Source organism: Salmonella enterica subsp. enterica serovar Typhimurium str. LT2, assembly GCF_000006945.2.
Classification (GTDB): Bacteria; Pseudomonadota; Gammaproteobacteria; order Enterobacterales; family Enterobacteriaceae; genus Salmonella; species Salmonella enterica.
Map to the genome: position 1 here is coordinate 682,391 of NC_003197.2, position 23,303 is coordinate 705,693.

Below are 23,303 nucleotides of genomic sequence, written 5' to 3' on the forward strand. Positions count from 1 at the left end.
ATATTTTCTATAATTGTGTTAATGATTAACTTGCGAAATTTGCGCTAAAAACCAGGTCACGATCAGCAGATCGGCGCTACCGCCTGGGCTGAGATTGCGTTCAATGCATTGCTGATCGAACCGGTGGAGATAAACGAGATCGTCAGGCGTCCGTATGCCGCCCTGCTGTAATAAGACCGCAGCCTGCTGCTGTAACCAGCGCAGACCGTCCGCCCCGCCGCGCGACGCGACGTTGGTATCGCCGTTAAGCGACATCAGCAGCAGTAAGGTATCAAGCAGCGCCAGTTCGGGATCGCGCCCCTGCGCCAGCAATGCGCGGTAGTGCGGCAACGCGTGGCGGATGACCAGCGGATAGCCCGCTTCCGCTTCACCGCGCGCGCCGGTTAATCCCAGTTGCTGATACAGCCGCTGGCCTGCGGTGAGCTGTAGGTTGTTCTGGCGCAGTTCGCGCGTTGTCAGGCCGCGGCAAAAATCGGCGGCGGTAGCGCAGAGTGTTTCTGCGGCGATCGGCTGGCGTAGCTGATACAGGCGGCCAATGGCGGCGCACAGTAACCCCAGCGAGAAAATGCTGCCTTTATGGGTATTGACGCCCGCCGTTGCGCGAAACATCGCTGCTTCACAGGCCATCCCCAATGGACGCAGGCCCGCCAGAACTGACTCTGGCGGCAGGCGCGTGCAGCTGGCGCCATATTCCATAAAGCGCGGCAGCCAGTGTCGAATCGCCTCCGCGCTGCGGTGAAAATCCGCCAGCGCCATATCTTTGTGCGCGCCGCAGTTTAGTCGGTCTACCAGACCGGGTTTTGGCGATAAATTTACCTCGGTCAGCATGGCGCGCCAGGCCAAATCGGCCCAGACGTCATACAGCGACTGAGGCTGAATGGAGGCGTTAGTCGGGTTGGCGGGAATCGGCATCATGCAGCAGCGCCTCCATATGAATCAGTAAATCAGTCAGCGCGTGGGTTTTACCCCGCGCGCATTCAGCCGCGCTTTGCCCGCACAGCAGACAGCGGCGAGCGGGAAGCGCGAAATGGCGGCGGGAGAGTATTTCGCCTTCCGCCGTCAGGACATCGATATCCCACAGGCGCCCCAGTGGATAACGCTGTTCAAGCGCGATGGTCGCCTGTTTGAGCGCCTGAGCGGGCGCGTCAATCGCCAGCAGCCCTTCCGGCCCGCTGGCGGAAGCCAGTGCAGCCTGCTCCCGGATAGTCCAGCCATACTCTTCTGCCAGCGTGTGCAGGGCAGTCACGCCGTGATTAAAGATCCGGCGGGTTAACGCGCTGTCTTTTATCGGGCCTGGCGCCACCACGGTAAAGGAGACCAGTGGAGTGGCGTGGCGCGTTAGCCAGGCGCGCTGTCTTGCTTGTCTCTCATCCCGGCTGGCGAGCAGCTCAGGAATAGAAACGTCGTGACAGGTGGCGAGTTCAGGAAACAGGCGCATGGCTTATTCCTTCACCTGATGCACCACATCGATCACTGAACCGTCGCGATAACGCACGACAGCAATCACGCGGTCGGTGAATTCGATAGGGCGGGGCTGACCGGTAAGCAGTTGCGCGCGTTCGCGCAGCCACTCAATCGATACCACTTTCATTCCCGCTGCTTTCAGGCGTTCAGCCAGCTCCGGACGCGCCGGATTGACGGCGATACCGTGATCGGTGACCAGAATGTCGACGCTGGAGCCCGGTGTGACGCAGGTGGTGACGTTATCAACCAGCGTTGGGATGCGACCGCGTACCAGCGGCGCGACGATGATGGACAGCGCCGCCGCGACGGCGGTATCGCAGTGACCGCCGGACGCGCCGCGTAGAACGCCGTCGGAGCCGGTCAGCACGTTAACATTGAAGTGGGTGTCTACTTCCAGCGCGCTCAGTACCACCACGTCCAGACGGTCGACGGAAGCGCCTTTAGAGCCCCAGTTGGCGTACTGGTTAGCGCTGATTTCGATATGGTTCGGGTTGCGAGCCAAAGATTGCGCAGCGTTACGATCGAAGCTCTGAACGTCAAGCAGTTTGCGGATTAAGCCCTTTTCATGCAGGTCGACCATGGTGGCGGTGATACCGCCCAGCGCGAAATTAGCCACAATGTTGCGGCTACGCATTTTGTCTTCCAGGAAGCGGGTGACCGCCAGCGATGCACCGCCGGTGCCAGTTTGTAGGGAGAAACCTTCGTTGAAGTAGCCGGAGTGAGCAATGACTTCCGCCGCGCTGCGGGCGATCAGCAGTTCACGCGGATTAGTGGTCATGCGGGTCGCGCCAGCGCCGATTTTGTTTGCATCACCGACTTCTTCGATTTGCACGATCAGATCAACCTGATCCTGAGCGATGCTTGCCGGGTTATGCGGATACGGCAGCAGTTGCTCCGTCAGCATCACGACCTGCTTCGCGCTGTCGGCATCCACCATCGCGTAGCCCAGTGAACCGCAACAGGCTTTGCCGGTATAACCGTTAGCATTACCGAATTCATCGCAGGAGGGCACGCCAAGAAATGCAACATCAATATTGAGTTCGCCGCTTTGTACCAGATGTACACGACCGCCGTGGGAGTGAATCTGAACCGGCTCAGCCAGCAAGCCGCGAGAAATTTCTTCCGCCAGCGGGCCGCGCAGGCCTGACGTGTAGATGCGGCTGACCACCCCGTTACGAATGTGTTCAACCAGCGGCGCATGGCAGTCGCTCAGCGAACTGGAGGCCAGCGTCAGGTTTTTGAAGCCCATCTTCGCGATGGTTTCCATCACCAGGTTAATCGTCAGATCGCCGCCGCGAAACGCGTGGTGAAAGGAGACCGTCATGCCGTCGCGTAAACCGGAACGGCGGATGGCCTCTTCCAGGCTGGCGCACAGTTTGTGGTCGCGCGGTTTTTGCGCTTGTAGATCCAATTTTGCCGCACTTTGGTAAGCGCTCAGTTCGCTTTCAGCGTGACGGCTCCAGGCTGCTACGCGATCCTGGCGTTGAGATTCATTTTTCTGCGTCATTTTTTTGCCTTATTCTTCGCGAATACCGGAAAGTTCTGCACGGGAGAGCACCAGACGGGCGCGTTCAATCACCGGGCTGTCGACCATCTTGCCGTTAAGGGAAACGACGCCGAGACCTTCGCGGGCGGCGGCTTCTGCGGCTTCAACGACCAGACGCGCATGGGCGACCTCTTTACGCGTTGGCGCATAAAGGTTGTGCAGCAGTTCGATCTGGCGGGGGTTGATCAGTGACTTACCGTCAAAGCCCAACTGTTTAATGTGGGCGGCTTCTTGCAGGAAACCGGCTTCGTTGTTGGCGTCGGAATAGACGGTATCGAAGGCCTGAATGCCGGCGGAACGCGCGGCCTGCAAAATGGCGCAGCGGGCGAACAGCAGTTCGGTGCCTTCCGGAGAGCGTTCGGTGCGCAGGTTGCGAACATAGTCTTCCGCGCCCAGCGCAATCCCGATCAACCGTTCAGAGGCGTGGGCGATTTCTACCGCGCGGGTAATACCCAGCGGCGATTCCACGGCGGCTAACAGGCCGGTACTGCCCGGTTCGCGACCGCAGGCGTTTTCAATGCGCAGAATTTCGTTTTCGATATCAATGACGTCCTGCGCGGTGTCGGTTTTCGGTAAACGCACCACGTCCGCGCCGCCGCGCACGACCGCTTCCAGATCGTTGACGCCCCATTCGGAATCCAGCGCATTCACGCGGACAATGGTTTCGACGTCACGGTAAAGCGGGTGTTGCAGCGCGTGATATACCAGACGGCGCGCCGCGTCTTTTTCGCGTAATGCAACGGAGTCTTCCAGGTCGAACATCAGCGCGTCGGCCGGGTAGATAAACGAATTGCTCACCATCGCCGCGTTGGCGCCCGGTACGAATAACATACTGCGGCGGGTGCGGGTTTTACGTTGTTGCAGAGAGGCGGAAATCATTGGCGATCCTCCCAGGGCAGAGCGGCAATACCGCTGGCGCGCGCCAGTAGCGTTTCCAGTCGGGCGCGCAAAATGCAGTCCAGAGCGCCTTTATCATCGACGTTCAGTTGTACGCCGCGCACGTCGTAGCGAGAAAGCACCTCCAGGATGGTGGCGCGAATGGCCTCGCCAAACTGTTTTTCAACGCTACTGTTGATTTGCAGGTCAATATCCTGCGTATCGAGCGGCGCAATGCGTATCATCACATCGCCGGACTCAAGCGTGCCTGCGACGGCTAGCTGGTTTATTTTCATTTTTCACCTGTTGCTAATACGGGGGACTTTTGACGGGCTGCCGCGCTGCCCGGATGGCGTTCGACCATGCCCTGCAAATAGCGCAGGGTGGCGTCGGGAACCAGCGGCGCGATAGCCGTGAGATCGTGTTTAACCAGCAGCTTGCGTACCCAGGAGGCGGATATCGGCGTCTCCTGGAAGCAAAGCCGCTCTATTTCCACCAGCGTAATGGGTGGGGCGGGAAGCGTTGGCGTCTCCAGCCAGAAACGCATATCAAGGTTGTACTGGGCGGTAACGGTGCAAAACGGCTCCGTACCGACAAAGCGGTGTGTGATGCCAAGCGCGGGCGCCAGATACTGGCGGAAAATCTTCAGGTCGATTTCGGTATAACAGTGATTAATAACGCTCTGCTCTTTAATGAAATAGCAGGGGAACGTCGCACGAGAAATAATGTATTCGGAGCCGCGGTGAACGGTTAAGCGCGGGATATCGGTGGTCCCTTTAAGGACCAGATCGAGTCGGTCTTCATAGGGAAAGCGTGATGTATCTTCTTTGACCAGGAACAGATGCAGCCAGTCGCACTGTGCCGCCGCCTGTTGGATCAGATAGCGATGGCCGTTCGTGAAAGGATTGGCGTTCATCACAATACAGCCAATTTTCTTTCCCTCATGACGCAATGTCGCCAGCGATTCCGCATACCGTTTCAACCGGGTCGCGCTATTTTCCATTAAGACCATTACGCCAGGGACGCTGGCTATCGTCGAAAAGCTGCACTGTTTAAACAGCGCTTCGTATTCCGTTTTGGTATAAATAAAAAGATGGGTGCAGTGCCGCTCCCAGGCGAGATTAATCAATTCCGTCGCCAGCGTTAACGCTAAGCCTTCGCCGCGTACTGATTCGCTAATGGCCACGCATTTAATGATATTTCCGGCAATACCGCCGCAGGCAATAAGACGGTCATCACGGCTGACGGTAATAAACACTTCTACAGTGGTATCGACGCTTAAATCATTCTCTTTGAGAAAGTGAGCGATCTCCGCCATTTTTTTATTTTCAGAGCGTTTTACCCGAGTGAATACATTATTGCCAAACATAGTAAGAAATATCCTGGTGATATGCTTGTTGCCACTTTTCTGTATATGTTGCGCTGTGTTGCAACTTGATAACTTTTTCTTTTCAGTCAGAGTAGGAGTTTTTTTATGACGAGTTATTTATTTTTCTCTCTGACGTATACATCGTAAGGAGTATTTTGGTGGTAAATTTTGATTTATTTCACAAAGCGTTAGATGGTTTTTAAGTGTTTTATGGTTTTAAGTTTTTTAATTAATTTAATCGCCATTCCGGCGGTGGGTTTTAGTTGTTTAATTGATTTAATGTGGGGAATCTGTAACGATTGGTTTTTATATGCTTCAAGATGCTCAAAACATTTTTATTACATTTGCGATAAATCTGAAGAGAAATGCCCATAAGGAACCTTAATGTCCTGTCAGAAAAATAAAAAGCTGTTTCCTTTTTTTCGGCAACTCGCGTTTCCGTTACGTATTTTTCTGCTCATTCTGGTGGTTTCTGTTTTCATCGTGGCAGCGTTAGCACAATATTTGTCTGCCAGTTTCGAAGATTATCTGGCGTCCCATGTTCGTGATATGGCGATGAATCAGGCAAAAATTATTGCTTCTAACGACAGCATTATCGCTGCCGTAAAAAACCGGGACTATAAACGCCTGGCGATAATTGCGAATAAACTGCAGCGCGGGACGGATTTTGACTATGTGGTGATAGGCGATCGCCACTCGATCCGGCTTTACCATCCGAATCCGGAAAAAATCGGCTATCCCATGCAGTTTACGAAACCCGGCGCGCTGGAAAGAGGAGAAAGTTATTTCATTACCGGTAAGGGCTCAATAGGGATGGCGATGCGCGCCAAAACGCCTATCTTTGACAACGAAGGCAACGTGATCGGCGTTGTTTCAATTGGCTATCTGGTCAGTAAAATCGACTCCTGGCGGCTGGACTTCTTATTACCGATGGCGGGGGTTTTTGTCCTGTTGCTGGTGGTATTAATGCTGCTTTCCTGGTTTTTCGCCGCGCATATCCGCCGACAAATGCTGGGCATGGAGCCGAAACAGATTGCGCGCGTGGTACGCCAGCAGGAGGCGTTATTTAGCTCGGTTTATGAAGGGCTGATCGCCGTTGATCCGGAGGGACATATCACCGCGATTAACCGCAATGCGAGAAAAATGTTGGGGCTGCCGTCGCCGGGGCGTCAGTGGCTGGGCAAGCTGATAGCGGAAGTCGTCAATCCGGCAGACTTTTTTACCTGCCAGATCGCAGAAAGACGCCAGGACGTGATGGCCAACTTCAATGGCCTGAGCGTCATCGCCAATCGTGAGGCTATCCGTTCCGGCGAGGAGCTGCTGGGCGCTATTATTAGTTTTCGCAGCAAAGATGAAATCGCGACGTTGAACGCGCAGCTAACCCAGATTAAACAGTATGTTGAGAGCCTGCGCACGCTACGCCATGAGCACCTGAACTGGATGTCGACTCTGAACGGCCTGCTGCAAATGAAAGAGTATGATCGGGTCAGAGAGATGGTGCAGGGTGAGTCGCAGGCGCAGCAGCAACTTATTGATAGTTTACGCGGCGCCTTCGCCGATCGTCAGGTGGCCGGTTTGCTGTTTGGCAAAGTTCAGCGCGCGCGTGAACTGGGGCTCAAGATGGTGATTGTTCCCGGCAGCCAGCTACATCAACTGCCGGAGGGGCTGGATAGCACGGAGTTCGCCGCCATCGTCGGGAATCTGCTGGATAACGCGTTTGAGGCGAGTTTACGTACACAGGAAGGCGACAAGACCATCGAACTTTTCCTGAGCGACGAGGGCGACGAGGTGGTAATAGAGGTCGCCGACCAGGGCTGCGGCGTTCCTGAAGCGCTGCGGGAAAAAATTTTTGAACAGGGCGTAAGTACCCGAACCGACGAACCCGGTGAGCATGGTATCGGGTTATATCTGATTGCAAGTTATGTGGGGCGCTGTGGCGGGGTCATTACGCTGGAAGACAATGATCCTTGTGGCACCTTATTTTCTTTATTCCTTCCGAAAGTGAAAAAAAACGATGACAGAACCATTAACCCTATTGATCGTTGAGGATGAAACGCTGCTGGCGGAGATGCACGCAGAATATATCCGCCATATTCCTAGCTTTAACCAGATATGGCTGGCGGGCAATCTGGCGCAGGCGAGAATGATGATTGACCGGTTCAAACCTGGATTAATTCTGTTGGATAATTATCTGCCGGATGGGAAGGGGATTACGCTGCTGCATGAATTAATGCAGTCGCGCTATCCCGGCGGCGTCGTGTTTACGACCGCCGCCAGTGACATGGAGACGGTAGCGGAAGCGGTACGCAGCGGCGCGTTTGATTATCTGGTCAAACCTATTGCTTATGAGCGTTTGGGGCAGACGCTGACCCGCTATCAACAGCGCAGACGTATGCTGGCGAGCGCGGATAGCGCAAGCCAGAAGCAGATAGATGAAATGTTCAACGCCTATGCGCGCGGCGAACCGAAAGGGGATTTGCCGACCGGTATTGATGCCTTAACCCTTAATGCGGTGATGAGGCTGTTTGCCGATCCAACCGTACGCCATACGGCTGAAACGGTCGCGCAGGCCTTAACGATAAGCCGCACCACATCCCGACGCTACCTGGAATATTGCGCGAGTCAGCATCTGATTGTCGCAGAGATTATTCATGGCAAAGTGGGCAGGCCGCAGCGTATTTACCACGGCGGCTAAGCCTGGTTTAAGATGCCGGGGCGATGTTTTCCCTCGCCCCGGCTTACCGGCTATCAGCCGCCAGTAACGCTGGAAGAGGCGCCTGGCACCATAATTTCCGTGGCGATAATGACGATCAACAGACCGACGATAACCGGAACGGACGTGCGCTTCACCACTTCAAACGGTGATATTTTAGCCATCCCGGCGACAGCGACCACGACGCCGGAGACCGGCGAAATCGTGCGCCCCAGGTTTGAGGCTTGCAGCATTGGGATGGATAAATAGGCTGGGTTGATACCGGAGGAGTGCGCCAGTTTAGGGATCATCTCAACAAAGGCGTAAAAAGGCGCATTGCCTGAACCGGTGGTCATCGCGGCCAGCATGGTTAAAATCACTAAGACCAGCATCAGAATAATGCTGGCGGAGCCAAAAGAAGTGGCAATCGAGATCAGACTTTGGATAAAGCCAATGGTGCTCAGCCCCTGGGCGAAAACGCCCGCCGCGACCAACAGCATCACAACGCCGGCAAACGCATCCGCCATGCCGCGATAAGCCACTTCCAGGCCGGAAAACACATTTTGCGTGTTGAAACCGCGCACGAATTCCAGCACGGCGGCCAGCAGCATACAGATCACCAGAATGGTAATAATGTGCAACTGCGGCCCCCATTTACCGTCAAAAATCAGTACGCCGATAATGGGCGTGAACGGCAAAAGGGCATAAAACGCCGGGGCCGTGGTGGTAATCTCCGCCACGTCCAGCATCTCATGTGAAATGTTCTCTTTTTTATCCAGATAGCGTTGCCAGAAAAAGTGCGCAATCGCCATACCGATAATGGCGGCGATGGAAATTGGCAGCGTAGTTTTGAACGCGAAATCGATTAACGGCATCTCCGCCGCTTTTGCGGCTAAAACCACATCGCCAGACGTTGGCGAGAGGATGATGGCGGCCGGAGAGGCGCAAATAGCCGCCGCCGCGCCGCGGCTAATGCCGACGTTGACCATCACCGGGAAGAGAGTAGCCATGAGCAGTACGCCAAGCCCCGTCGCGGAAGAGACGGCCAGCGACATCAGGCAGGCGACAAAATAGGCGGCAATCATCAACAGGTAGGGCGAGTTTATGTACTGTAAAGGTTTCGACGCCAGCTTCACGACCATATCATTCGCGCCGATATGCGTCATATAGGCGGCAAAGCCGCACAGCATCATGATCATCATGCCAAGATCGCCGCCGCGACTCATAAGCAAAATTTTGATGTATTCAACAATATCTGTTGCGGTATAGCCGGTACTGGTTTCGCTGGCAGGTAATACCTTATGCCCCATCAGCGCGCTGATAATAAGCAGAGCCAGACCGCCGACAAATAAAACGCCAGTGGCGGAATATCCCTTAATGATGTAGCGCGCTACACCCACAATAACGACGACTCCGATAAGGAGCTCTATAACTGTTAGCATTGTTTCCCCTGTCTTATCGACACCCAGAGTAAAAATAAGAACCACAAAAGTGGTATAAAAATGTACCGAATAAAGGATGGCGCCTTACTGATTAAAATCACGGCGCGGTTATTTTTTCATGTCATTGCTAAAGATGAAATATACTTATACGAATTTTCTGTAGCACTATAAGTATTAATTTATTGTTATTTTATTGTTTTATTTGTTGTGCTTTGTTTTGTGTTTTTTGTGAAAGCTTATTAAGGAGCGCGTGACGGTTCTGAGTGCTAAATCAAACGCCGTTAACCCGATACTCTCTCAGATTATTCTCTGTTTATAGTTTGTTAAGATTTTATTCAGGTTAATGTTGTTATTATCACAGTCGAATTTTTGAACGGTATGTATGTTGCGATGATCATCAGAAAGTATTTTCTTATTATTGCTCTCCTTTTGATGCCATGGCTGGCTATTCCTTCAGTCTCTGCGGCGGATAAAGGGGGGTTTAACACGTTTACCGATAACGTCGCAGAAACGTGGCGACAGCCTGAGCATTATGATTTGTATGTCCCCGCCATTACCTGGCATGCGCGCTTTGCCTACGATAAAGAGAAAACGGATCGCTATAACGAGCGGCCGTGGGGCGTTGGTTTTGGTCAGTCCCGCTGGGACGACAAAGGCAACTGGCATGGCCTCTATATGATGGCCTTTAAAGATTCATTTAACAAATGGGAACCCATAGGCGGTTATGGCTGGGAAAAAACCTGGCGACCGCTGGAAGACGATAATTTTCGCCTTGGACTGGGCTTTACCGCAGGCGTTACCGCGCGCGACAACTGGAATTATATTCCCATCCCTGTGCTGTTGCCTTTAGCGTCGATAGGCTATGGTCCCGCTACCTTTCAGATGACCTACATTCCGGGTTCGTATAACAACGGAAACGTCTATTTCGCCTGGATGCGTTTCCAGTTTTGATGGGGAAGGGTATGCTTCAGTTGTGAATTAAAAAGTCTTAAAAAACAATAAGTAGATAGAGTTAGCTAAAAATTAACGCGATATTTATCACTTTTTCGCAAAGTTCGACTGGACAAAATGCATCACAATTGTTGTACTGGTATCCGACACAGCATTTGTGTCTATTTTTCATGTAAAGGTAATTTTGATGTCTAAGATTAAAGGTAACGTTAAGTGGTTTAATGAATCCAAAGGATTCGGTTTCATTACTCCGGAAGATGGCAGCAAAGACGTGTTTGTACACTTCTCTGCAATCCAGACCAATGGTTTTAAAACTCTGGCTGAAGGTCAGCGCGTAGAGTTCGAAATCACTAACGGTGCCAAAGGCCCTTCCGCTGCAAACGTAACTGCTCTGTAAGCATACGTCCGACAGCAAGATTTCAAAACCCGCCCTTTCGGCGGGTTTTTTTTGCGCTTAACGCGCCGCTGCGGCGGAAAATAGCCAGAATGCCAGCGCCGTCATGGCAAACGAACCTAACAGGTTAATCAGCACATTCAGCAGCGCCCAGCCAAAGCGCCCCTCTTGCAGCAAGAATACCACTTCGGCAGAAAAAGTAGAAAAGGTCGTCAGGCCGCCGCAAAAGCCGGTTGTGATGAGCACTTTCCACATCGGATCGATATGTGTCATGCGGTTAAACCAGGCGAACCCCATGCCGATAATAAACGCGCCAAGCAAATTTGCTGTTAGCGTACCGATGGGAATCGCCTGATGAAGCGGATTAAAACGCATACTGAGCATCCACCGGGCTACGCTCCCCGTTCCACCGCCGATAAAAACTGCTAAAAGAAGCTGTAACACTGCCGAATCCTTTATTTAATTGCTATACAAGAGGAGTGTAACGCCGAACACGCATAATTGGCGAGTCCTGACAGAGGTGTGGGAGGGGATATGTTCGTTGCAGCCGGGCAGTTTGTGGTGAGTTCTGTATGGGAAGAGAATGCGCAAGTTTGCGTTTCGTTAATGGCTCAGGCGGCGGGCCGCGGCGTATCGCTTCTGGTGTTGCCTGAGGGGATATTAGCGCGAGATGACATCGACCTTGACCTGCCGATTCGCGCCGCGCAGCCGCTGGATGGCGCGTTTATGACGCGGCTTCTGGAAGAAAGCGCTCATAATAATATGACGACGATATTCACTATCCTTGTCCCGTCAACGCCTGGACGGGCGGTTAATATGCTGGTGGCGCTACGGGCGGGTCACATTGTCGCGCGTTACGCGAAGCTGCATCTCTATGATGCGTTTTCGATGCAAGAATCCCAAAGTATTGATGCCGGAACCGTTATCGCGCCTGTGCTGGACGTGGAGGGGGTTAAGGTGGGGCTTATGACCTGTTATGACCTGCGCTTTCCGGACATGGCGCTAGCGCTGGCTTTACAGGGGGCTGACGTATTGGCGCTGCCGACGGGCTGGGTTCGCGGCCCGTTGAAAGAGCAGCAGTGGTCGACGCTGCTGGCGGCGAGAGCGCTGGATACCACCAGCTATATGATTGCGGCCGGGGAGTGTGGTAATCGTAATATTGGTCAAAGTCGTATTATCGATCCGTTGGGGGTAACGATAGCCGCGGCAGCCGATCGTCCGGCGCTGATCGTCGCGGAAATATTCAGAGAACGAATAGACCAGGTGCGGGAGCAACTTCCTCTTTTGCAGCAACGACGATTTGCGCCACCGCAATTATTATGATGTTTTTTTACGCAAAGCTTGATTCACCTTGTTACAGATTGCTATTGTGTGCGCGCGTCGAAAGACCGTTAATATTCTCAGGTTAATCCGGCGCGTTACGCAGCCTGTTTTTAGTGAAGAAGGTATCTATGGGTGAGATTAGTATTACCAAACTGCTGGTGGTTGCCGCACTGGTTGTTCTGCTGTTTGGTACCAAGAAGTTACGTACGCTGGGCGGAGACCTGGGCACGGCGATTAAAGGATTCAAGAAAGCAATGAACGATGAAGACGCGGGCGTTAAGAAAGACGTCGACGGTAGCGTTCAGGCTGAAAAACTCTCGCACAAAGAGTAATTGCGCGATGCGCTTGCTCCGCAGAGTAAAAAAACCGGCGAGTTGCCGGTTTTTTTTGCCTGAAATGTAAGCGTCTATTACACGATCATTTCACTTCCATGCCTTTGGCCTGGAGATCAGCATGGTACGAAGAACGTACAAAGGGGCCACAGGCGGCATGGGTAAAGCCCATCGCCAGGGCTTCCGCTTTCATCTCGTCAAACTCTTCCGGGCTGACATAACGCTGTACCGGCAGGTGATGGCGGCTTGGCTGTAGATACTGACCAAGCGTCAGCATGGTAACGCCGTGACGGCGTAAGTCGCGCATAACCTCAATGATTTCCGCATTGGTTTCGCCTAAGCCCACCATCAGACCCGATTTTGTCGGAATTTCCGGGTGCGCTTCTTTGAAGCGTTCCAGTAATTTCAGCGACCAGTTGTAATCGGCGCCCGGACGAACCTGGCGGTAAATACGCGGCACGTTTTCCAGGTTGTGGTTAAACACATCCGGCGGCGTCGCGTTAAGGATATCCAGCGCGCGATCCATACGTCCACGGAAGTCTGGCACCAGGGTCTCTATTTTTATCTCCGGGCTTTTGGCACGGATGGCGGTGATGCAGTCAGCAAAATGCTGGGCGCCGCCGTCACGCAGATCGTCACGGTCGACAGAGGTGATGACCACATAGCGTAGCGCCATGTCGGCGATCGTTTGCGCCAGTTTCTGCGGCTCTTCCGCATCCGGCGCAACGGGGCGGCCATGGGCGACATCACAGAACGGACAGCGGCGAGTGCAAATGGCCCCAAGGATCATAAACGTAGCGGTACCGTGGTTGAAACATTCAGCCAGGTTTGGGCAAGATGCTTCCTCGCAGACAGAATGCAGGCCATTTTTGCGCATTGCGGCTTTGATGCCCTGGATACGGGTAGAATCCGCCGGAAGTTTTATTTTCATCCATTCCGGTTTACGTAGTAGAGCGTCGCGCTCTGTGACCACATTTTTAACCGGGATAAGAGCCATCTTATCGGCATCGCGGTATTTTACACCGCGTTCCATCACAATGGGTTTACTCATAGCGTGCGTGTTCCAGTTGCGAATAACGAAGGAAAGCGTTTCAATTCAAGGGAAAGTTGTATTTATCAACTATTTTTGAATTTGTGACACGCAGTATATCATTGATAAGGGCCATAAAGCAGCCTGACAGCCCGGCAAAATGTAAAATAGTTGTTGTTTTGTGCTGTTTGCCCATATCTTCCGTGACCTGAATGCAACATTTTTGTCAGAACGCCTCACGGATGATATCAATGACGTTCTCCAGCACCGGATCGCGCAGACTCAGTTTATTGTAATGCAGCGAGAACTCGACCTGTTCACTATTCACCGGCGCGTAGGGAAGGCGCTCAAGCGGCCAGCAGCGGCTAAATAAGTCGTAGAAGCGGGTGGGCATCAGTCCCAGCAGATCGCTGCTGGCGATCAGCGAGGCAATGGTAAAAATATTGTAGCTGCTAAAACTGATTTGCTGATCGGGAAATGTCTCCTGCAGTCGCTGGCGCAGCAGGGAAAGATGTTGTCCCTCCAGCATCAGAAAGGTGTGATCCGCGCTGTTCAGTCTCTCTTCAGTAATGGCGTTCGCCAGACACGGGTGATGCTGGCGGCAGACAATCTCAAGCGTATCGCTAAACAGGACGTGATGCTGGATGCTCCGGTTGTTATAGCTATGGGTATTGATAATGAGATCGGTCTGAAACTGACTAAGCTGGCTTTCGGCATCGTCTACCGGAATGTTGCGCAGCAAAAGCTGAGGATAACGCGGCCTGATGGCCTGGTAAATAATCGGCATCACTAGCGCGCCGACCGAAGGCGTCGTGCCAATTGTAATGGTGCGTTGCTTATCATAGCTGCCCGTAAGATCCAGGGCGCCAAGAATAGATTCCAGCCCCTGGCTGATGTATTCGTGCAGATGCGTAGCATACGTCGTGGGCGTTACGCCCTGGCCTTTGCGAATAAACAGCGGATCGGGAAATATAGTCCGTAATTTTTGAATGGACTGGCTAATGGCTGACGGCGTCAGGTTAAGAATTTTCGCTGCATTGACGATCCCTTTATGGACATATACGGCCTCGAAAATCGTCAACAGATTGAGGTCAATATTTCTCAGTGTTCTGAAAATTTGCGGTTTGTCCTGTAGGTGTTGATCGGCCGGTTGTCTTTCTGCCTGATTATTATCACTCACGCTCTGGCTCCGAATTCATTCGTATTATGAATAATAGATGAAATAGTATATTTTGCATTTATGGGTTGGTTTTAAAATTACTCTTATGAATGTATTTTTAGTCATTTCAATAAGATAAGTAACAGCAAGGCCGGGATTTTGTTCACGGAAAATTCCTCATCATGAGGACTGAAGAGGCCATGCCGCCTGGCGGCTACAGCAGGGATATAACGAAAATATAGAAAGCGGGGGGAGAAGTAAAGCATTCAAATCATATATGATTAATGACCCATAAATTTCTTGGGCCATTATATTTTACGCATTAAGCAGCAATATATTCATACGGTGGATTATTTAGCAGAGCTAAAATATTCGCCAGCAAGCGGGGCGCAATATTATCCGTGGTAGCATCTTCCTTCCACTGCGTTATTTTGGCCATTTCCATGCCGGCATAACCACACGGGTTGATACGCAGGAAAGGAGAAAGATCCATGTTAACGTTTAGCGCTAAACCGTGGAATGAGCAGCCGCGACGGATACGTAAACCCAGCGAGCAGATTTTCTTTTCACCCACGTAGACGCCCGGCGCATCGGCGCGCGGATGCGCCTCAATACCAATTTCAGCCAGCGTATTCACCACGGTCTGTTCAAGTAGGGTGACTAAATCACGCACGCCCAGTTTACGTCGTTTCAGGTTAAGTAAAACGTACATTACCTGTTGGCCCGGACCATGATAGGTCACCTGTCCTCCACGATCGCTCTGCACAACGGGAATATCGCCAGGCATCAATATATGTTCCGCTTTACCGGCCTGGCCCTGGGTAAACACCGGGTAATGCTCAACCAACCAGATTTCATCATGGCTGTTTTCATCGCGCATATCGGTAAAGTTATGCATGGCCTGAGAGATAGCTTCATAGGGCTGAAGGCCGAGCTGGCGGACAAGGATTTTATCCTGATACAAAACGGCATCTCCGTAGAGAATGAAAAAAGAGAGGAAAGTATATCACAGCGGGGGAGGCGGGGAGTTACCCGGATAAGACCGGGTAACCGTCTGGATGTATTACAATACCATTCGCACGATATCAATATTGCCCAGTTCTTCGTACAGCGTTTCAACCTGTTCAATATGGGTGGCATTAATGGTGATAGAGACCGAGTGGTAGTTGCCTTTGCTGCTCGGTTTTACCGTCGGAGAGTAATCACCAGGCGCATGGCGCTGTACCACTTCAACCACCTGATCAACCAGCTCAGGTAACGCCTGCCCCATTACTTTGTAAGTAAATGGCGTAGGGAATTCAAGCAGTTCGTTAAGTTTGGTTTTCATGTCAGCTCCGGCATTACGTAAAAAAAATAACAACTCCCGCCACAGGGCGGGAGTTTTACTGATGCATAGTATATGGGGACGAAAATCACACTTTCAAGCGTTCAATTTTTATCCAAACCAGTGATGGAACATTAATTTAATGTAATCAATGATTTTACCGAAGAAGTTCCCTTCCGGGATCTCTTGCAGTACGACCAGCGGACGCTGCTCGATGGTTTTACCGTCCAGCTGGAAGTTGATGGTGCCGACCACCTGGTTTTTCTGCAGCGGCGCGTGCAGTTCTGCGGTATTCAGTACATAGCTCGCTTTCAAATCTTTCATGCGACCGCGAGGGATCGTCAGGTAAACGTCTTTATCGACGCCCAGCGAGGCGCGATCGGTATTACCAAACCAGGCGGGTTCAGAGGCGAACTCTTTACCAGCCTTCAGCGGATTAACGGTTTCAAAGAAACGGAAGCCCCACGTCAGCAGTTTTTTGCTTTCTGTTTCACGGCCTTTATAGGTCCGTCCGCCCATCACGGCGGAAATCAATCGCATCTGGCCTTCGGTTGCGGAAGCGACCAGATTATAGCCCGCTTTGCTGGTATGGCCGGTTTTGATGCCGTCCACATTCAGGCTGTTATCCCACAGCAGACCGTTACGGTTTAACTGGCGAATGCCGTTAAAGGTGAACTCTTTTTCTTTATAAACGGCATATTCGTTCGGCACATCGCGAATTAACGCCTGACCAATCAGCGCCATATCGCGAGCTGAACTGTATTGTCCGTCGGCGTCCAGGCCGTGTACGGTCTGGAAGTGGGTATTTTTCAGCCCCAACGCGTTCACATAGCTGTTCATCAGCCCGACGAAAGCATCCTGGCTACCGGCGGCGAAATCAGCCATCGCCACACAGGCGTCATTGCCGGATTGCAGATTGATGCCGCGTATCAACTGAGAGACCGGTACCTGCATTCCCGGCTTGAGGAACATCAGCGAGGAGCCTTTAAATACCGGATTGCCGGTGGCCCAGGCGTCATTACCGACGGTAACCAGGTCGGTTTCTTTAAATTTACCCGCTTTCATTGCCTGTCCGATGACGTAACTGGTCATCATCTTCGTCAGACTAGCCGGGTCGCGACGTTCGTCGGCGTTTTGTTCCGCCAGAACTTTGCCGGAGTTGTAGTCGATCAGGATGTAGGATTCCGCATCGATCTGCGGAACGCCCGGGATCATAGTTTTGATATTCAGGTCATCGGCATGTGCGGTTGAGATAAACGCGGCACAAAGCGCCGTGGTGAGCGCCATGCGCTGCATAAAACGAGCGGAAAAAGTGGTCTTCATGGTCTGAACTACGACGTCCGTGATGAAATTAAAAAAAGAGCCCTACTATAGCAAAAGCATAACTGGCAGGCATCTGACTTTCCGCGTGACTTTGTTAATGTCATTTACAGAAATTGACAGTACAGATACCTGCGATCGGTTACTGCGCGCTGGCGATAAAGGACTGTAATTGTGCTTCTGTTTGCAAACGTTGCTGTAACGCGCTGGCTTCGGCTTTACTGGCAAAAGGCCCCAGTTGAATACGCCAGACCGCGCCGTTTTGTATTACGCGTCCTGGTACGCTGAACTGCTGGCTTAAACGCTGTTGGTATTGCTGCGCACGCGTTTGATCGCTGACGGCGCCGACCTGGACGACGAAACGACCGCTCGCCGCGGCGGCTGGCGCACTCACCGGGGCAGATACCGGGGCCGCGGCAGCAGGCGCGCTTACCGGCGTCGCAGTCGCTGGAGCCGTCGCTGGAGCCGCCACCGGCGCGGAAACCGGCGCTGGCTGTGGCGCCGGCGTCGGTTCATTACTCTCCAGCACGCCAGGCGCCAGCGTAGTCGGCGCGCCGAGGAAGCCGCTGCTGCTCACCGGCGCACCGGTGGTATCGTCACTTTTCAACGTGGAATTACTGACCGGAAGAACGTCGCCTTGCGGTTGTGCAGGTGCTGAAGAGGCGCTTCCCATTCCGCCGCTTAAATCAGGGCGCGGGGGCAGAGCGTAGGTCTGTTTCGCCACCGTCGTACAGGCCATCCCCGGGCCGGAGAGCGAACCATCCGGCGCCACGATAATGGGGTCAATCCGTACTTTAGTATTATTCGAGGTATTCAGACGATCCGCCGCTGCGCGGGACAGGGAGATGACCCGATCGGTGCCATAGGGGCCGCGATCGTTAATACGCACGACGATCATGCGACCGTTGGCCAGGTTGGTGATTCGCGCATAGCTGGGGATAGGCAGTGTCGGATGGGCGGCGGTAAGCTGCATCGGATCGAACATCTCCCCGGAGGCGGTTAAATTACTGCCGGGTTCCGCATCATAAATAGCGGCCAGGCCAGCCTGGCTAAAGCGGGACGGGTCCTGAACGATTTTATAACTTTTACCGTCACGCTGATAATCCTGGTTTGCGGTCGGATTCAGAGGTTCATAACGCGGTTCCGCTCCGCTGATTTCCACAGTCGGACCATTACATACCGCAGGTTGCGGCGCGACGGTGGTTTGCTGCTGACCGCCGTCATTAGTACATGCCGCGAGTAGTACTATCCCTGCCGCGACGCAGATTACAGGCAACTGCTTACGCATTGCGCACCCCTTATACGCTTTTCGACAACATTTTTCTGTGGGTGTGGATCGACATCACAATCCCGAACCCGGCCATCAGCACAATCAGTGCGGAGCCCCCGTAGCTGACCAGGGGTAAAGGTACTCCAACCACAGGCAGAATACCGCTCACCATACCAATATTTACGAAGACATAAACGAATAATATTAACATTAATCCGCCAGCCATCACGCGACCAAATGTAGTTTGCGCTCTGGCGGCAATCCACAAGCCGCGCATTATTAGCAAAATATAGAGCGCGAGCAGAATCAGGATGCCCACCAGACCGAGCTCTTCCGCCAGTACCGCGAAGATAAAGTCGGTATGGCGTTCGGGTAAAAACTCCAGCTGCGACTGGGTGCCGTGGAGCCAGCCTTTACCGCGCAGGCCGCCTGAGCCAATGGCGATTTTAGACTGAATAATATGATAGCCCGCGCCCAGCGGATCGGTCTCCGGATCAAGGAGCATCATGACGCGCTGGCGTTGGTAATCGTGCATCAGGAAAAACCACAAAATAGGAATAAATGCAGCGATCAATACAATGGCGACCCCAATTAAGCGCCAGCTCAGACCAGACAAAAATAGGACAAAGAGACCGGAAAGGGCGACCAGAATAGACGTCCCCAGGTCCGGCTGGGCGGCGACCAGCAGGGTAGGCATAAAGATTAATACCAGGGCGATGGCGGTATTTTTCAGCGAGGGCGGGCAGACGTCGCGGTTAATAAAGCGGGCGACCATCAGCGGCACGGCGATTTTGGCTATTTCCGAAGGCTGAAAGCGAACGATTCCCAGATCGAGCCAGCGCTGCGCGCCTTTGGATATTGCGCCGAAGGCATCAACGGCGACCAGCAAAATGATACAAATGATATAGAGATAGGGCGCCCAGCCTTCATACACGCGCGGCGGGATCTGCGCCATCACCACCATGACCACCAGCCCCATCGCAATCTGACCGATTTTACGCTCCATCATGCCGATGTCCTGGCCGCTGGCGCTCCAGATGACCAACGCGCTATAAACCAGTAACGCCAGCAGAATGAGTAGCATCGTGGGATCGATATGAATTTTATCCCAGAAGGTTTTTTTGTTCGGATTATCCGTCATGATTATTGGTCCTCCGCCGCTGCAACCACCGGGTTTTCCGCAGGCAAATGGGTGTTGTTGTCGCCCAGCATGATGTGATCAAGGATTTGGCGCATGATCGTGCCTACTGCCGGGCCTGCGCCGCCGTTTTCAAGGATGATCGCGACGGCGACCTGAGGATTGTTATACGGCGCAAAGGCGGTCATCAATTTATGGTCGCGCAGGCGCTCGGCGATTTTATGCGCATTGTACGTTTCGTTGGCCTTCAGGCCAAAGACCTGCGCGGTGCCCGACTTCGCCGCGATTTTATAGGGCGCGCTGGCAAAATATTTATGCGCCGTGCCGTTAGGGCGGTTGGCGACGCCATACATGCCATCTTTCGCAATTTCCCAGTAGCCGGAGTGAATATCGCCCACCGGCGGCTCATGCGGCTGTACCCACGGCACCTGTTTACCGTTTTCCGCGGTGCTCATTAACAGGTGCGGGACTTTAACTACACCGTCGTTAATAAGGATCATTAGCGCCTTACTCATCTGAATCGGCGTCGCTGTCCAGTAACCCTGGCCGATGCCCACCGGAATCGTATCGCCCTGATACCACGGTTTTTTAAAGCGTTTCTGTTTCCACTCGCGGGTCGGCATATTACCAGAGCGCTCTTCTGCGAGATCAATTCCGGTGTAGTGACCATAGCCGAACTTACCCATCCATTCTGACAGGCGATCGATCCCCATATCATAGGCAACCTGATAGAAGAAGGTATCCGCCGACTCTTCAAGGGATTTGGTGATATTCAGATGCCCGTGGCCCCATTTTTTCCAGTCGCGGTAGCGTTTCTCAGACCCCGGCAACTGCCACCAGCCAGGGTCGAAAAGACTGGTGTTACGGGTGATGACGCCAGCGCTTAACGCCGATACGGCGACGTAAGGCTTAACGGTAGAAGCAGGTGGGTAGACACCCTGAGTCGCGCGGTTCACTAATGGCGTGTTCGGGTCGTTAAGCAGCCCGGAATAATCTTTGCTGGAGATGCCATCCACGAAAAGGTTAGGGTCGTAACTTGGCATGGAGACCAGCGATAGCACGCCGCCGGTACGTGGATCGGTGACAATCACCGCCGCGCGACTGCCTGCCAGCAGCGTTTCAATATACTGCTGGAGCTTGAGATCCAGCGTCAGGTAGATATCGTGTCCGGCCTGCGGCGGCACCTCTTTGAGTTGGCGAATAACGCGACCGCGGTTGTTGACTTCAACCTCTTCATAACCGGTTTGCCCATGCAGAATATCTTCATAGTAGCGCTCAATGCCCAGCTTGCCGATGTCATGGGTGGCGGCGTAGTTCGCCAGTTTGTTTTCTCTGTCGAGACGCTCGACGTCTTTATCATTGATTTTCGATACGTAGCCGATAACGTGGGTCAGCGCCGATCCGTATGGATAATAGCGGCGTTTATAGCCTTTGACTTCGACGCCCGGAAAACGGTACTGGTTGACAGCAAAGCGCGCGACCTGAACTTCCGTCAGGTTTGTTTTCACCGGAATAGAAGTAAAGCGATGGGATCGGGCGCGCTCTTTTTTAAAGGCGGCGATATCGTCGTCGTTTAAATCGACCACACTGCGTAGCGCATCCAGCGTTTGCTGAACGTTATCCACCTTTTCCGGCATCATTTCAATCTGATAGATAGTGCGGTTCAGCGCAAGGGGAATGCCGTTACGGTCGTAGATTATCCCGCGGCTTGGCGCAATTGGCACCAGCTTGATACGGTTTTCGTTCGAGCGGGTCTGGTAATCGGTAAAACGAAGGATTTGCAGATTATACAAATTGGCGATCAGTACGCCGGTCAGCAGCAAAATACCCAAAAAGGCGACCAGCGCCCGACGCACAAACAGTGCGGACTCAGCCGTATAGTCACGAAAAGAATTTTGTCGTTTCATCCGCTGCTTAATCTTCTCAAGACTTCACGATCACTCACGGTGATAAGGGTGGTTGGTTGTGATGCTCCACGCCCGGTACAAACTCTCCGCAACCAGAACCCGAACCAGCGGGTGAGGGAGCGTTAACGCCGAGAGCGACCAGCTCTGTTCCGCTGCCGCTTTGCAGGCGGGAGATAATCCTTCCGGGCCGCCAATCAGCAAACTGACGTCGCGCCCGTCCTGTTTCCAGCGCTCCAGCTCATTGGCTAACTGCGGCGTATCCCACGGCTTGCCTGGAATATCCAGGGTAACAATGCGATTCTTACCGGCGGCGGCCAGCATCTGCTCGCCCTCTTTGTCGAGAATGCGTTTGATATCCGCGTTCTTGCCGCGTTTGCCCGCAGGGATTTCGATCAGCTCAAAGGGCATATCTTTCGGAAAACGACGCAGATATTCCGTAAATCCCGTTTGAACCCAGTCGGGCATCTTCGTGCCGACAGCGACAAGTTGCAGCTTCACGCATTAACTCCAGAGTTTTTCCAGTTCATACAGGCGGCGACTTTCTTCCTGCATGACATGCACAATCACATCGCCCAGATCGACGACAATCCAGTCAGCCGCATTTTCGCCTTCGACGCCCAATGGCAGCATACCGGCCGCGCGCGACGACTGCACCACGTGGTCGGCAATAGACATAACGTGACGGCTGGAGGTGCCGGTACAAATAATCATACAGTCGGTGATACTGGATTTACCCTGAACATCTAAGGCGATGATGTCCTGACCTTTCAGGTCATCAATTTTGTCGATAACAAAATCCTGGAGTGCTTTACCCTGCAAGTTTTCCCCCTGGGTGAATAATTGCGTTATAACGATAGAAAAAAGGCCAACAGGCTGGACCGGTAAGGCGTTGCGAGTTAACGCTAACCTTCCGGCGGGACGCCGTGTAGTATACCTGAATCAGCGGCGATACCGGGACTTATGTCGCCGGATCGGCGTTTAAAACCAGATTATCATCCCATCCCACGTCACAGAAAGCATCGCCATTTTTGTAAAACAATTTCTGCAAAGCTCTGCAAGGTGAAAAAAGCCTGGCTGCGGAGAATAACAGCCTGTCGGGGGCTGTCAATGGGCGAAACCGCTGCGGCGAGAAAAAACGGAAAATTCATCACTCAGGCCGCCAGACGGCACGACTATTTAATACTTTCAGGGTGGCGAACCCTTCGCATATGTCGATTGCGCTCCAGCATCCCTGTTCTACCCGGAAATGCCATAGCGAGGCGGCGGGCATTGTGAGCAGACGGGCAATCAACAGGCTGAGTACGCCCTGATGGCTGACGATCAGCAGGTTCTGGCAATCGCTAAACGCGTCGAGTCGCGAGATAAAGCGCTCTACGCGCCGGGTAAAAGCCTGAAAACCCTCGCCATTGGTCGGAACCGCATTCTGCCAGTCCGTACACCAGGCGGCATAGCTTTCGGCATCTTCATGGGTGAGGTCGCGGTGATGGCGCATTTCCCAGTCGCCAAAGTACATCTCATTAAGCTCAGGTAAGATGTGTTGCGGCACATCCCGGCCCTCCAGTACGAGCCGGGCGGTATGGCGCGCGCGCTCCAGCTCGCTGCATAACACCCGGTCAAATGGCGCGTGGCGCAATAAAGTATGTAGCGTTTTCGCCTGGCCAATCCCTTTTTCCGTTAACGGCGTGGGAGCATGTCCGCTATACAACCCGGCGACATTGGCCTCGGTTTCGCCATGACGCACCAGCCACAATCGCATGGTATTCCTC

At 53.0% G+C, this 23,303-nt stretch carries 25 protein-coding genes and 23 other annotated features; of the genes, 6 read left to right on the top strand and 19 right to left on the bottom strand.

From position 1 onward, the window contains the following. Positions 1-18: 18 nt before the first annotated feature. The 6 genes from citG to citC all read right to left on the bottom strand — a co-directional run bounded on the left by citG (position 19) and on the right by citC (position 5,271). The gene (gene citG, locus STM0619; protein NP_459611.1) for a putative modifier of citrate lyase protein occupies positions 19-928 on the bottom strand. Within the gene, positions 19-915 belong to an annotated coding region; the region does not span the whole gene. Next, positions 887-1,456 (bottom strand): putative cytoplasmic protein gene (gene citX / locus STM0620; protein ID NP_459612.1). Within the gene, positions 887-1,438 belong to an annotated coding region; the region does not span the whole gene. The genes citG and citX overlap by 42 nt, the downstream gene beginning before the upstream one ends. Beyond that, positions 923-928 (bottom strand) — a ribosome-binding site (putative RBS for citG; RegulonDB:STMS1H000945). It overlaps the preceding gene by 6 nt. Then, positions 1,442-2,982 (bottom strand): citrate lyase alpha chain gene (gene citF / locus STM0621; RefSeq protein ID NP_459613.1). Within the gene, positions 1,442-2,971 belong to an annotated coding region; the region does not span the whole gene. Before citF ends, citX begins: the two co-directional genes overlap by 15 nt. Further along, positions 1,451-1,456, bottom strand: a ribosome-binding site (putative RBS for citX; RegulonDB:STMS1H000946). Its footprint overlaps the gene before it by 6 nt. After that, positions 2,977-2,982 (bottom strand) — a ribosome-binding site (putative RBS for citF; RegulonDB:STMS1H000947). It lies within the gene citF. Next, the gene (gene citE, locus STM0622) for a citrate lyase beta chain (acyl lyase subunit) (protein NP_459614.1) occupies positions 2,981-3,900 on the bottom strand. Within the gene, positions 2,981-3,889 belong to an annotated coding region; the region does not span the whole gene. Before citE ends, citF begins: the two co-directional genes overlap by 2 nt. After that, positions 3,886-4,192, bottom strand: a protein-coding gene (citD, locus tag STM0623) for a citrate lyase acyl carrier protein (gamma chain) (protein ID NP_459615.1). Within the gene, positions 3,886-4,182 belong to an annotated coding region; the region does not span the whole gene. The genes citE and citD overlap by 15 nt, the downstream gene beginning before the upstream one ends. Further along, positions 3,895-3,900, bottom strand: a ribosome-binding site (putative RBS for citE; RegulonDB:STMS1H000948). (Overlaps the previous gene by 6 nt.) Beyond that, positions 4,179-5,271 (bottom strand): citrate lyase synthetase (citrate (pro-3S)-lyase ligase gene (gene citC, locus STM0624; protein NP_459616.1). Within the gene, positions 4,179-5,255 belong to an annotated coding region; the region does not span the whole gene. The genes citD and citC overlap by 14 nt, the downstream gene beginning before the upstream one ends. Beyond that, positions 4,187-4,192, bottom strand: a ribosome-binding site (putative RBS for citD; RegulonDB:STMS1H000949). Its footprint overlaps the gene before it by 6 nt. Beyond that, positions 5,266-5,271, bottom strand: a ribosome-binding site (putative RBS for citC; RegulonDB:STMS1H000950). It lies within the gene citC. A 357-nt stretch (positions 5,272-5,628) precedes the next feature. Next, positions 5,629-5,634, top strand: a ribosome-binding site (putative RBS for dpiB; RegulonDB:STMS1H000951). On the opposite strand from citC, the gene dpiB reads away from it, so the two are divergent. Both dpiB and dpiA read left to right on the top strand, forming a co-directional pair. Continuing rightward, positions 5,629-7,301, top strand: a protein-coding gene (dpiB, locus tag STM0625; protein NP_459617.1) for a sensory histidine kinase in two-component regulatory system with DpiA. Within the gene, positions 5,640-7,301 belong to an annotated coding region; the region does not span the whole gene. Its footprint overlaps the feature before it by 6 nt. Further along, positions 7,257-7,262: a ribosome-binding site (putative RBS for dpiA; RegulonDB:STMS1H000952), on the top strand. It overlaps the preceding gene by 6 nt. Then, the gene (gene dpiA / locus STM0626; RefSeq protein NP_459618.1) for a response regulator in two-component regulatory system with DpiB occupies positions 7,257-7,950 on the top strand. Within the gene, positions 7,270-7,950 belong to an annotated coding region; the region does not span the whole gene. The genes dpiB and dpiA overlap by 45 nt, the downstream gene beginning before the upstream one ends. Before the next feature lie 53 nt (positions 7,951-8,003). On the opposite strand, the gene dcuC is transcribed toward dpiA, so the two are convergent. Beyond that, positions 8,004-9,400 (bottom strand): DcuC family, dicarboxylate transporter gene (dcuC, locus tag STM0627; RefSeq protein ID NP_459619.1). Within the gene, positions 8,004-9,389 belong to an annotated coding region; the region does not span the whole gene. Then, positions 9,395-9,400: a ribosome-binding site (putative RBS for dcuC; RegulonDB:STMS1H000953), on the bottom strand. It overlaps the preceding gene by 6 nt. Positions 9,401-9,767: 367 nt before the next feature. Here dcuC and pagP point away from each other — a divergent pair. Further along, entirely contained in the window at positions 9,768-10,340 is a 573-nt protein-coding gene (gene pagP / locus STM0628; protein NP_459620.1) for a PhoPQ-activated gene, read from the top strand. 175 nt (positions 10,341-10,515) lie between these two features. Continuing rightward, positions 10,516-10,521: a ribosome-binding site (putative RBS for cspE; RegulonDB:STMS1H000954), on the top strand. Continuing rightward, positions 10,516-10,737 (top strand): RNA chaperone, negative regulator of cspA transcription gene (gene cspE / locus STM0629; protein ID NP_459621.1). Within the gene, positions 10,528-10,737 belong to an annotated coding region; the region does not span the whole gene. Its footprint overlaps the feature before it by 6 nt. Before the next feature lie 57 nt (positions 10,738-10,794). Here the strand turns inward: cspE and crcB are convergent. Then, positions 10,795-11,190 (bottom strand): high-copy crc-csp restores normal chromosome condensation in presence of camphor or mukB mutations gene (gene crcB, locus STM0630; protein NP_459622.1). Within the gene, positions 10,795-11,178 belong to an annotated coding region; the region does not span the whole gene. Further along, positions 11,185-11,190 (bottom strand) — a ribosome-binding site (putative RBS for crcB; RegulonDB:STMS1H000955). It overlaps the preceding gene by 6 nt. Before the next feature lie 61 nt (positions 11,191-11,251). Then, positions 11,252-11,257 (top strand) — a ribosome-binding site (putative RBS for ybeM; RegulonDB:STMS1H000956). Between crcB and ybeM the strand changes: the two genes are divergently transcribed. Both ybeM and ybeC read left to right on the top strand, forming a co-directional pair. Beyond that, positions 11,252-12,057 (top strand): putative hydrolase gene (ybeM, locus tag STM0631; protein NP_459623.1). Within the gene, positions 11,269-12,057 belong to an annotated coding region; the region does not span the whole gene. Its footprint overlaps the feature before it by 6 nt. Positions 12,058-12,176: 119 nt before the next feature. Further along, positions 12,177-12,182, top strand: a ribosome-binding site (putative RBS for ybeC; RegulonDB:STMS1H000957). Continuing rightward, positions 12,177-12,389, top strand: a protein-coding gene (gene ybeC / locus STM0632; RefSeq protein ID NP_459624.1) for a putative Sec-independent protein secretion pathway component. Within the gene, positions 12,186-12,389 belong to an annotated coding region; the region does not span the whole gene. (Overlaps the previous feature by 6 nt.) Positions 12,390-12,474: 85 nt before the next feature. Here ybeC and lipA read toward each other — a convergent pair. The 11 genes from lipA to cobC all read right to left on the bottom strand — a co-directional run bounded on the left by lipA (position 12,475) and on the right by cobC (position 23,303). After that, positions 12,475-13,456, bottom strand: a protein-coding gene (gene lipA / locus STM0633; RefSeq protein ID NP_459625.1) for a lipoate synthase, an iron-sulfur enzyme. Within the gene, positions 12,475-13,440 belong to an annotated coding region; the region does not span the whole gene. Then, positions 13,451-13,456: a ribosome-binding site (putative RBS for lipA; RegulonDB:STMS1H000958), on the bottom strand. It overlaps the preceding gene by 6 nt. Before the next feature lie 189 nt (positions 13,457-13,645). After that, positions 13,646-14,612, bottom strand: a protein-coding gene (ybeF, locus tag STM0634) for a putative LysR family transcriptional regulator (RefSeq protein NP_459626.1). Within the gene, positions 13,646-14,599 belong to an annotated coding region; the region does not span the whole gene. Continuing rightward, positions 14,607-14,612, bottom strand: a ribosome-binding site (putative RBS for ybeF; RegulonDB:STMS1H000959). (Overlaps the previous gene by 6 nt.) Before the next feature lie 288 nt (positions 14,613-14,900). Next, the gene (gene lipB, locus STM0635; protein ID NP_459627.3) for a putative ligase in lipoate biosynthesis occupies positions 14,901-15,482 on the bottom strand. Within the gene, positions 14,901-15,476 belong to an annotated coding region; the region does not span the whole gene. Beyond that, positions 15,477-15,482, bottom strand: a ribosome-binding site (putative RBS for lipB; RegulonDB:STMS1H000960). Its footprint overlaps the gene before it by 6 nt. Before the next feature lie 159 nt (positions 15,483-15,641). After that, the gene (ybeD, locus tag STM0636) for a putative cytoplasmic protein (protein NP_459628.1) occupies positions 15,642-15,916 on the bottom strand. Within the gene, positions 15,642-15,905 belong to an annotated coding region; the region does not span the whole gene. Beyond that, positions 15,911-15,916, bottom strand: a ribosome-binding site (putative RBS for ybeD; RegulonDB:STMS1H000961). It overlaps the preceding gene by 6 nt. 97 nt (positions 15,917-16,013) lie before the next feature. Further along, on the bottom strand, positions 16,014-17,225 hold the full coding sequence (gene dacA / locus STM0637; RefSeq protein ID NP_459629.1) for a D-alanyl-D-alanine carboxypeptidase, penicillin-binding protein 5: 1,212 nt from the start codon (positions 17,223-17,225) through the stop codon (positions 16,014-16,016). Positions 17,226-17,364: 139 nt separating this feature from the next. Next, positions 17,365-18,522, bottom strand: a protein-coding gene (gene rlpA / locus STM0638; RefSeq protein NP_459630.1) for an a minor lipoprotein. Within the gene, positions 17,365-18,510 belong to an annotated coding region; the region does not span the whole gene. Next, positions 18,517-18,522: a ribosome-binding site (putative RBS for rlpA; RegulonDB:STMS1H000962), on the bottom strand. Its footprint overlaps the gene before it by 6 nt. Next, positions 18,521-19,647 (bottom strand): rod shape-determining membrane protein; cell elongation in e phase gene (mrdB, locus tag STM0639; RefSeq protein ID NP_459631.1). Within the gene, positions 18,521-19,633 belong to an annotated coding region; the region does not span the whole gene. Before mrdB ends, rlpA begins: the two co-directional genes overlap by 2 nt. After that, positions 19,636-21,555 (bottom strand): cell elongation specific transpeptidase of penicillin-binding protein 2 (peptidoglycan synthetase) gene (mrdA, locus tag STM0640; RefSeq protein NP_459632.1). Within the gene, positions 19,636-21,537 belong to an annotated coding region; the region does not span the whole gene. Before mrdA ends, mrdB begins: the two co-directional genes overlap by 12 nt. Beyond that, positions 19,642-19,647 (bottom strand) — a ribosome-binding site (putative RBS for mrdB; RegulonDB:STMS1H000963). Its footprint overlaps the gene before it by 6 nt. Next, positions 21,550-21,555: a ribosome-binding site (putative RBS for mrdA; RegulonDB:STMS1H000964), on the bottom strand. It lies within the gene mrdA. 12 nt (positions 21,556-21,567) lie before the next feature. Then, the gene (gene ybeA / locus STM0641) for a putative cytoplasmic protein (RefSeq protein NP_459633.1) occupies positions 21,568-22,048 on the bottom strand. Within the gene, positions 21,568-22,035 belong to an annotated coding region; the region does not span the whole gene. After that, the gene (ybeB, locus tag STM0642) for a putative ACR, homolog of plant Iojap protein (protein ID NP_459634.1) occupies positions 22,039-22,368 on the bottom strand. Within the gene, positions 22,039-22,356 belong to an annotated coding region; the region does not span the whole gene. The genes ybeA and ybeB overlap by 10 nt, the downstream gene beginning before the upstream one ends. Next, positions 22,043-22,048: a ribosome-binding site (putative RBS for ybeA; RegulonDB:STMS1H000965), on the bottom strand. (Overlaps the previous gene by 6 nt.) After that, positions 22,363-22,368, bottom strand: a ribosome-binding site (putative RBS for ybeB; RegulonDB:STMS1H000966). It lies within the gene ybeB. Before the next feature lie 316 nt (positions 22,369-22,684). After that, positions 22,685-23,303, bottom strand: a protein-coding gene (gene cobC, locus STM0643) for an alpha ribazole-5'-P phosphatase in cobalamin synthesis (protein NP_459635.1). Within the gene, positions 22,685-23,293 belong to an annotated coding region; the region does not span the whole gene. Continuing rightward, positions 23,298-23,303: a ribosome-binding site (putative RBS for cobC; RegulonDB:STMS1H000967), on the bottom strand. Its footprint overlaps the gene before it by 6 nt.

Bases quoted from the DNA above. Each gene is read 5' to 3' on its own strand.
- citG (NP_459611.1), bottom strand. From the start codon at position 915: ATGATGCCGATTCCCGCCAACCCGACTAACGCCTCCATTCAGCCTCAG.
- citX (NP_459612.1), bottom strand. From the start codon at position 1,438: ATGCGCCTGTTTCCTGAACTCGCCACCTGTCACGACGTTTCTATTCCT.
- citF (NP_459613.1), bottom strand. From the start codon at position 2,971: ATGACGCAGAAAAATGAATCTCAACGCCAGGATCGCGTAGCAGCCTGG.
- citE (NP_459614.1), bottom strand. From the start codon at position 3,889: ATGATTTCCGCCTCTCTGCAACAACGTAAAACCCGCACCCGCCGCAGT.
- citD (NP_459615.1), bottom strand. From the start codon at position 4,182: ATGAAAATAAACCAGCTAGCCGTCGCAGGCACGCTTGAGTCCGGCGAT.
- citC (NP_459616.1), bottom strand. From the start codon at position 5,255: ATGTTTGGCAATAATGTATTCACTCGGGTAAAACGCTCTGAAAATAAA.
- dpiB (NP_459617.1), top strand. From the start codon at position 5,640: ATGTCCTGTCAGAAAAATAAAAAGCTGTTTCCTTTTTTTCGGCAACTC.
- dpiA (NP_459618.1), top strand. From the start codon at position 7,270: ATGACAGAACCATTAACCCTATTGATCGTTGAGGATGAAACGCTGCTG.
- dcuC (NP_459619.1), bottom strand. From the start codon at position 9,389: ATGCTAACAGTTATAGAGCTCCTTATCGGAGTCGTCGTTATTGTGGGT.
- pagP (NP_459620.1), top strand. From the start codon at position 9,768: ATGTATGTTGCGATGATCATCAGAAAGTATTTTCTTATTATTGCTCTC.
- cspE (NP_459621.1), top strand. From the start codon at position 10,528: ATGTCTAAGATTAAAGGTAACGTTAAGTGGTTTAATGAATCCAAAGGA.
- ybeM (NP_459623.1), top strand. From the start codon at position 11,269: ATGTTCGTTGCAGCCGGGCAGTTTGTGGTGAGTTCTGTATGGGAAGAG.
- ybeC (NP_459624.1), top strand. From the start codon at position 12,186: ATGGGTGAGATTAGTATTACCAAACTGCTGGTGGTTGCCGCACTGGTT.
- lipA (NP_459625.1), bottom strand. From the start codon at position 13,440: ATGAGTAAACCCATTGTGATGGAACGCGGTGTAAAATACCGCGATGCC.
- lipB (NP_459627.3), bottom strand. From the start codon at position 15,476: ATGCATAACTTTACCGATATGCGCGATGAAAACAGCCATGATGAAATC.
- ybeD (NP_459628.1), bottom strand. From the start codon at position 15,905: ATGAAAACCAAACTTAACGAACTGCTTGAATTCCCTACGCCATTTACT.
- dacA (NP_459629.1), bottom strand. From the start codon at position 17,225: ATGAAGACCACTTTTTCCGCTCGTTTTATGCAGCGCATGGCGCTCACC.
- rlpA (NP_459630.1), bottom strand. From the start codon at position 18,510: ATGCGTAAGCAGTTGCCTGTAATCTGCGTCGCGGCAGGGATAGTACTA.
- mrdB (NP_459631.1), bottom strand. From the start codon at position 19,633: ATGACGGATAATCCGAACAAAAAAACCTTCTGGGATAAAATTCATATC.
- mrdA (NP_459632.1), bottom strand. From the start codon at position 21,537: ATGAAACGACAAAATTCTTTTCGTGACTATACGGCTGAGTCCGCACTG.
- cobC (NP_459635.1), bottom strand. From the start codon at position 23,293: ATGCGATTGTGGCTGGTGCGTCATGGCGAAACCGAGGCCAATGTCGCC.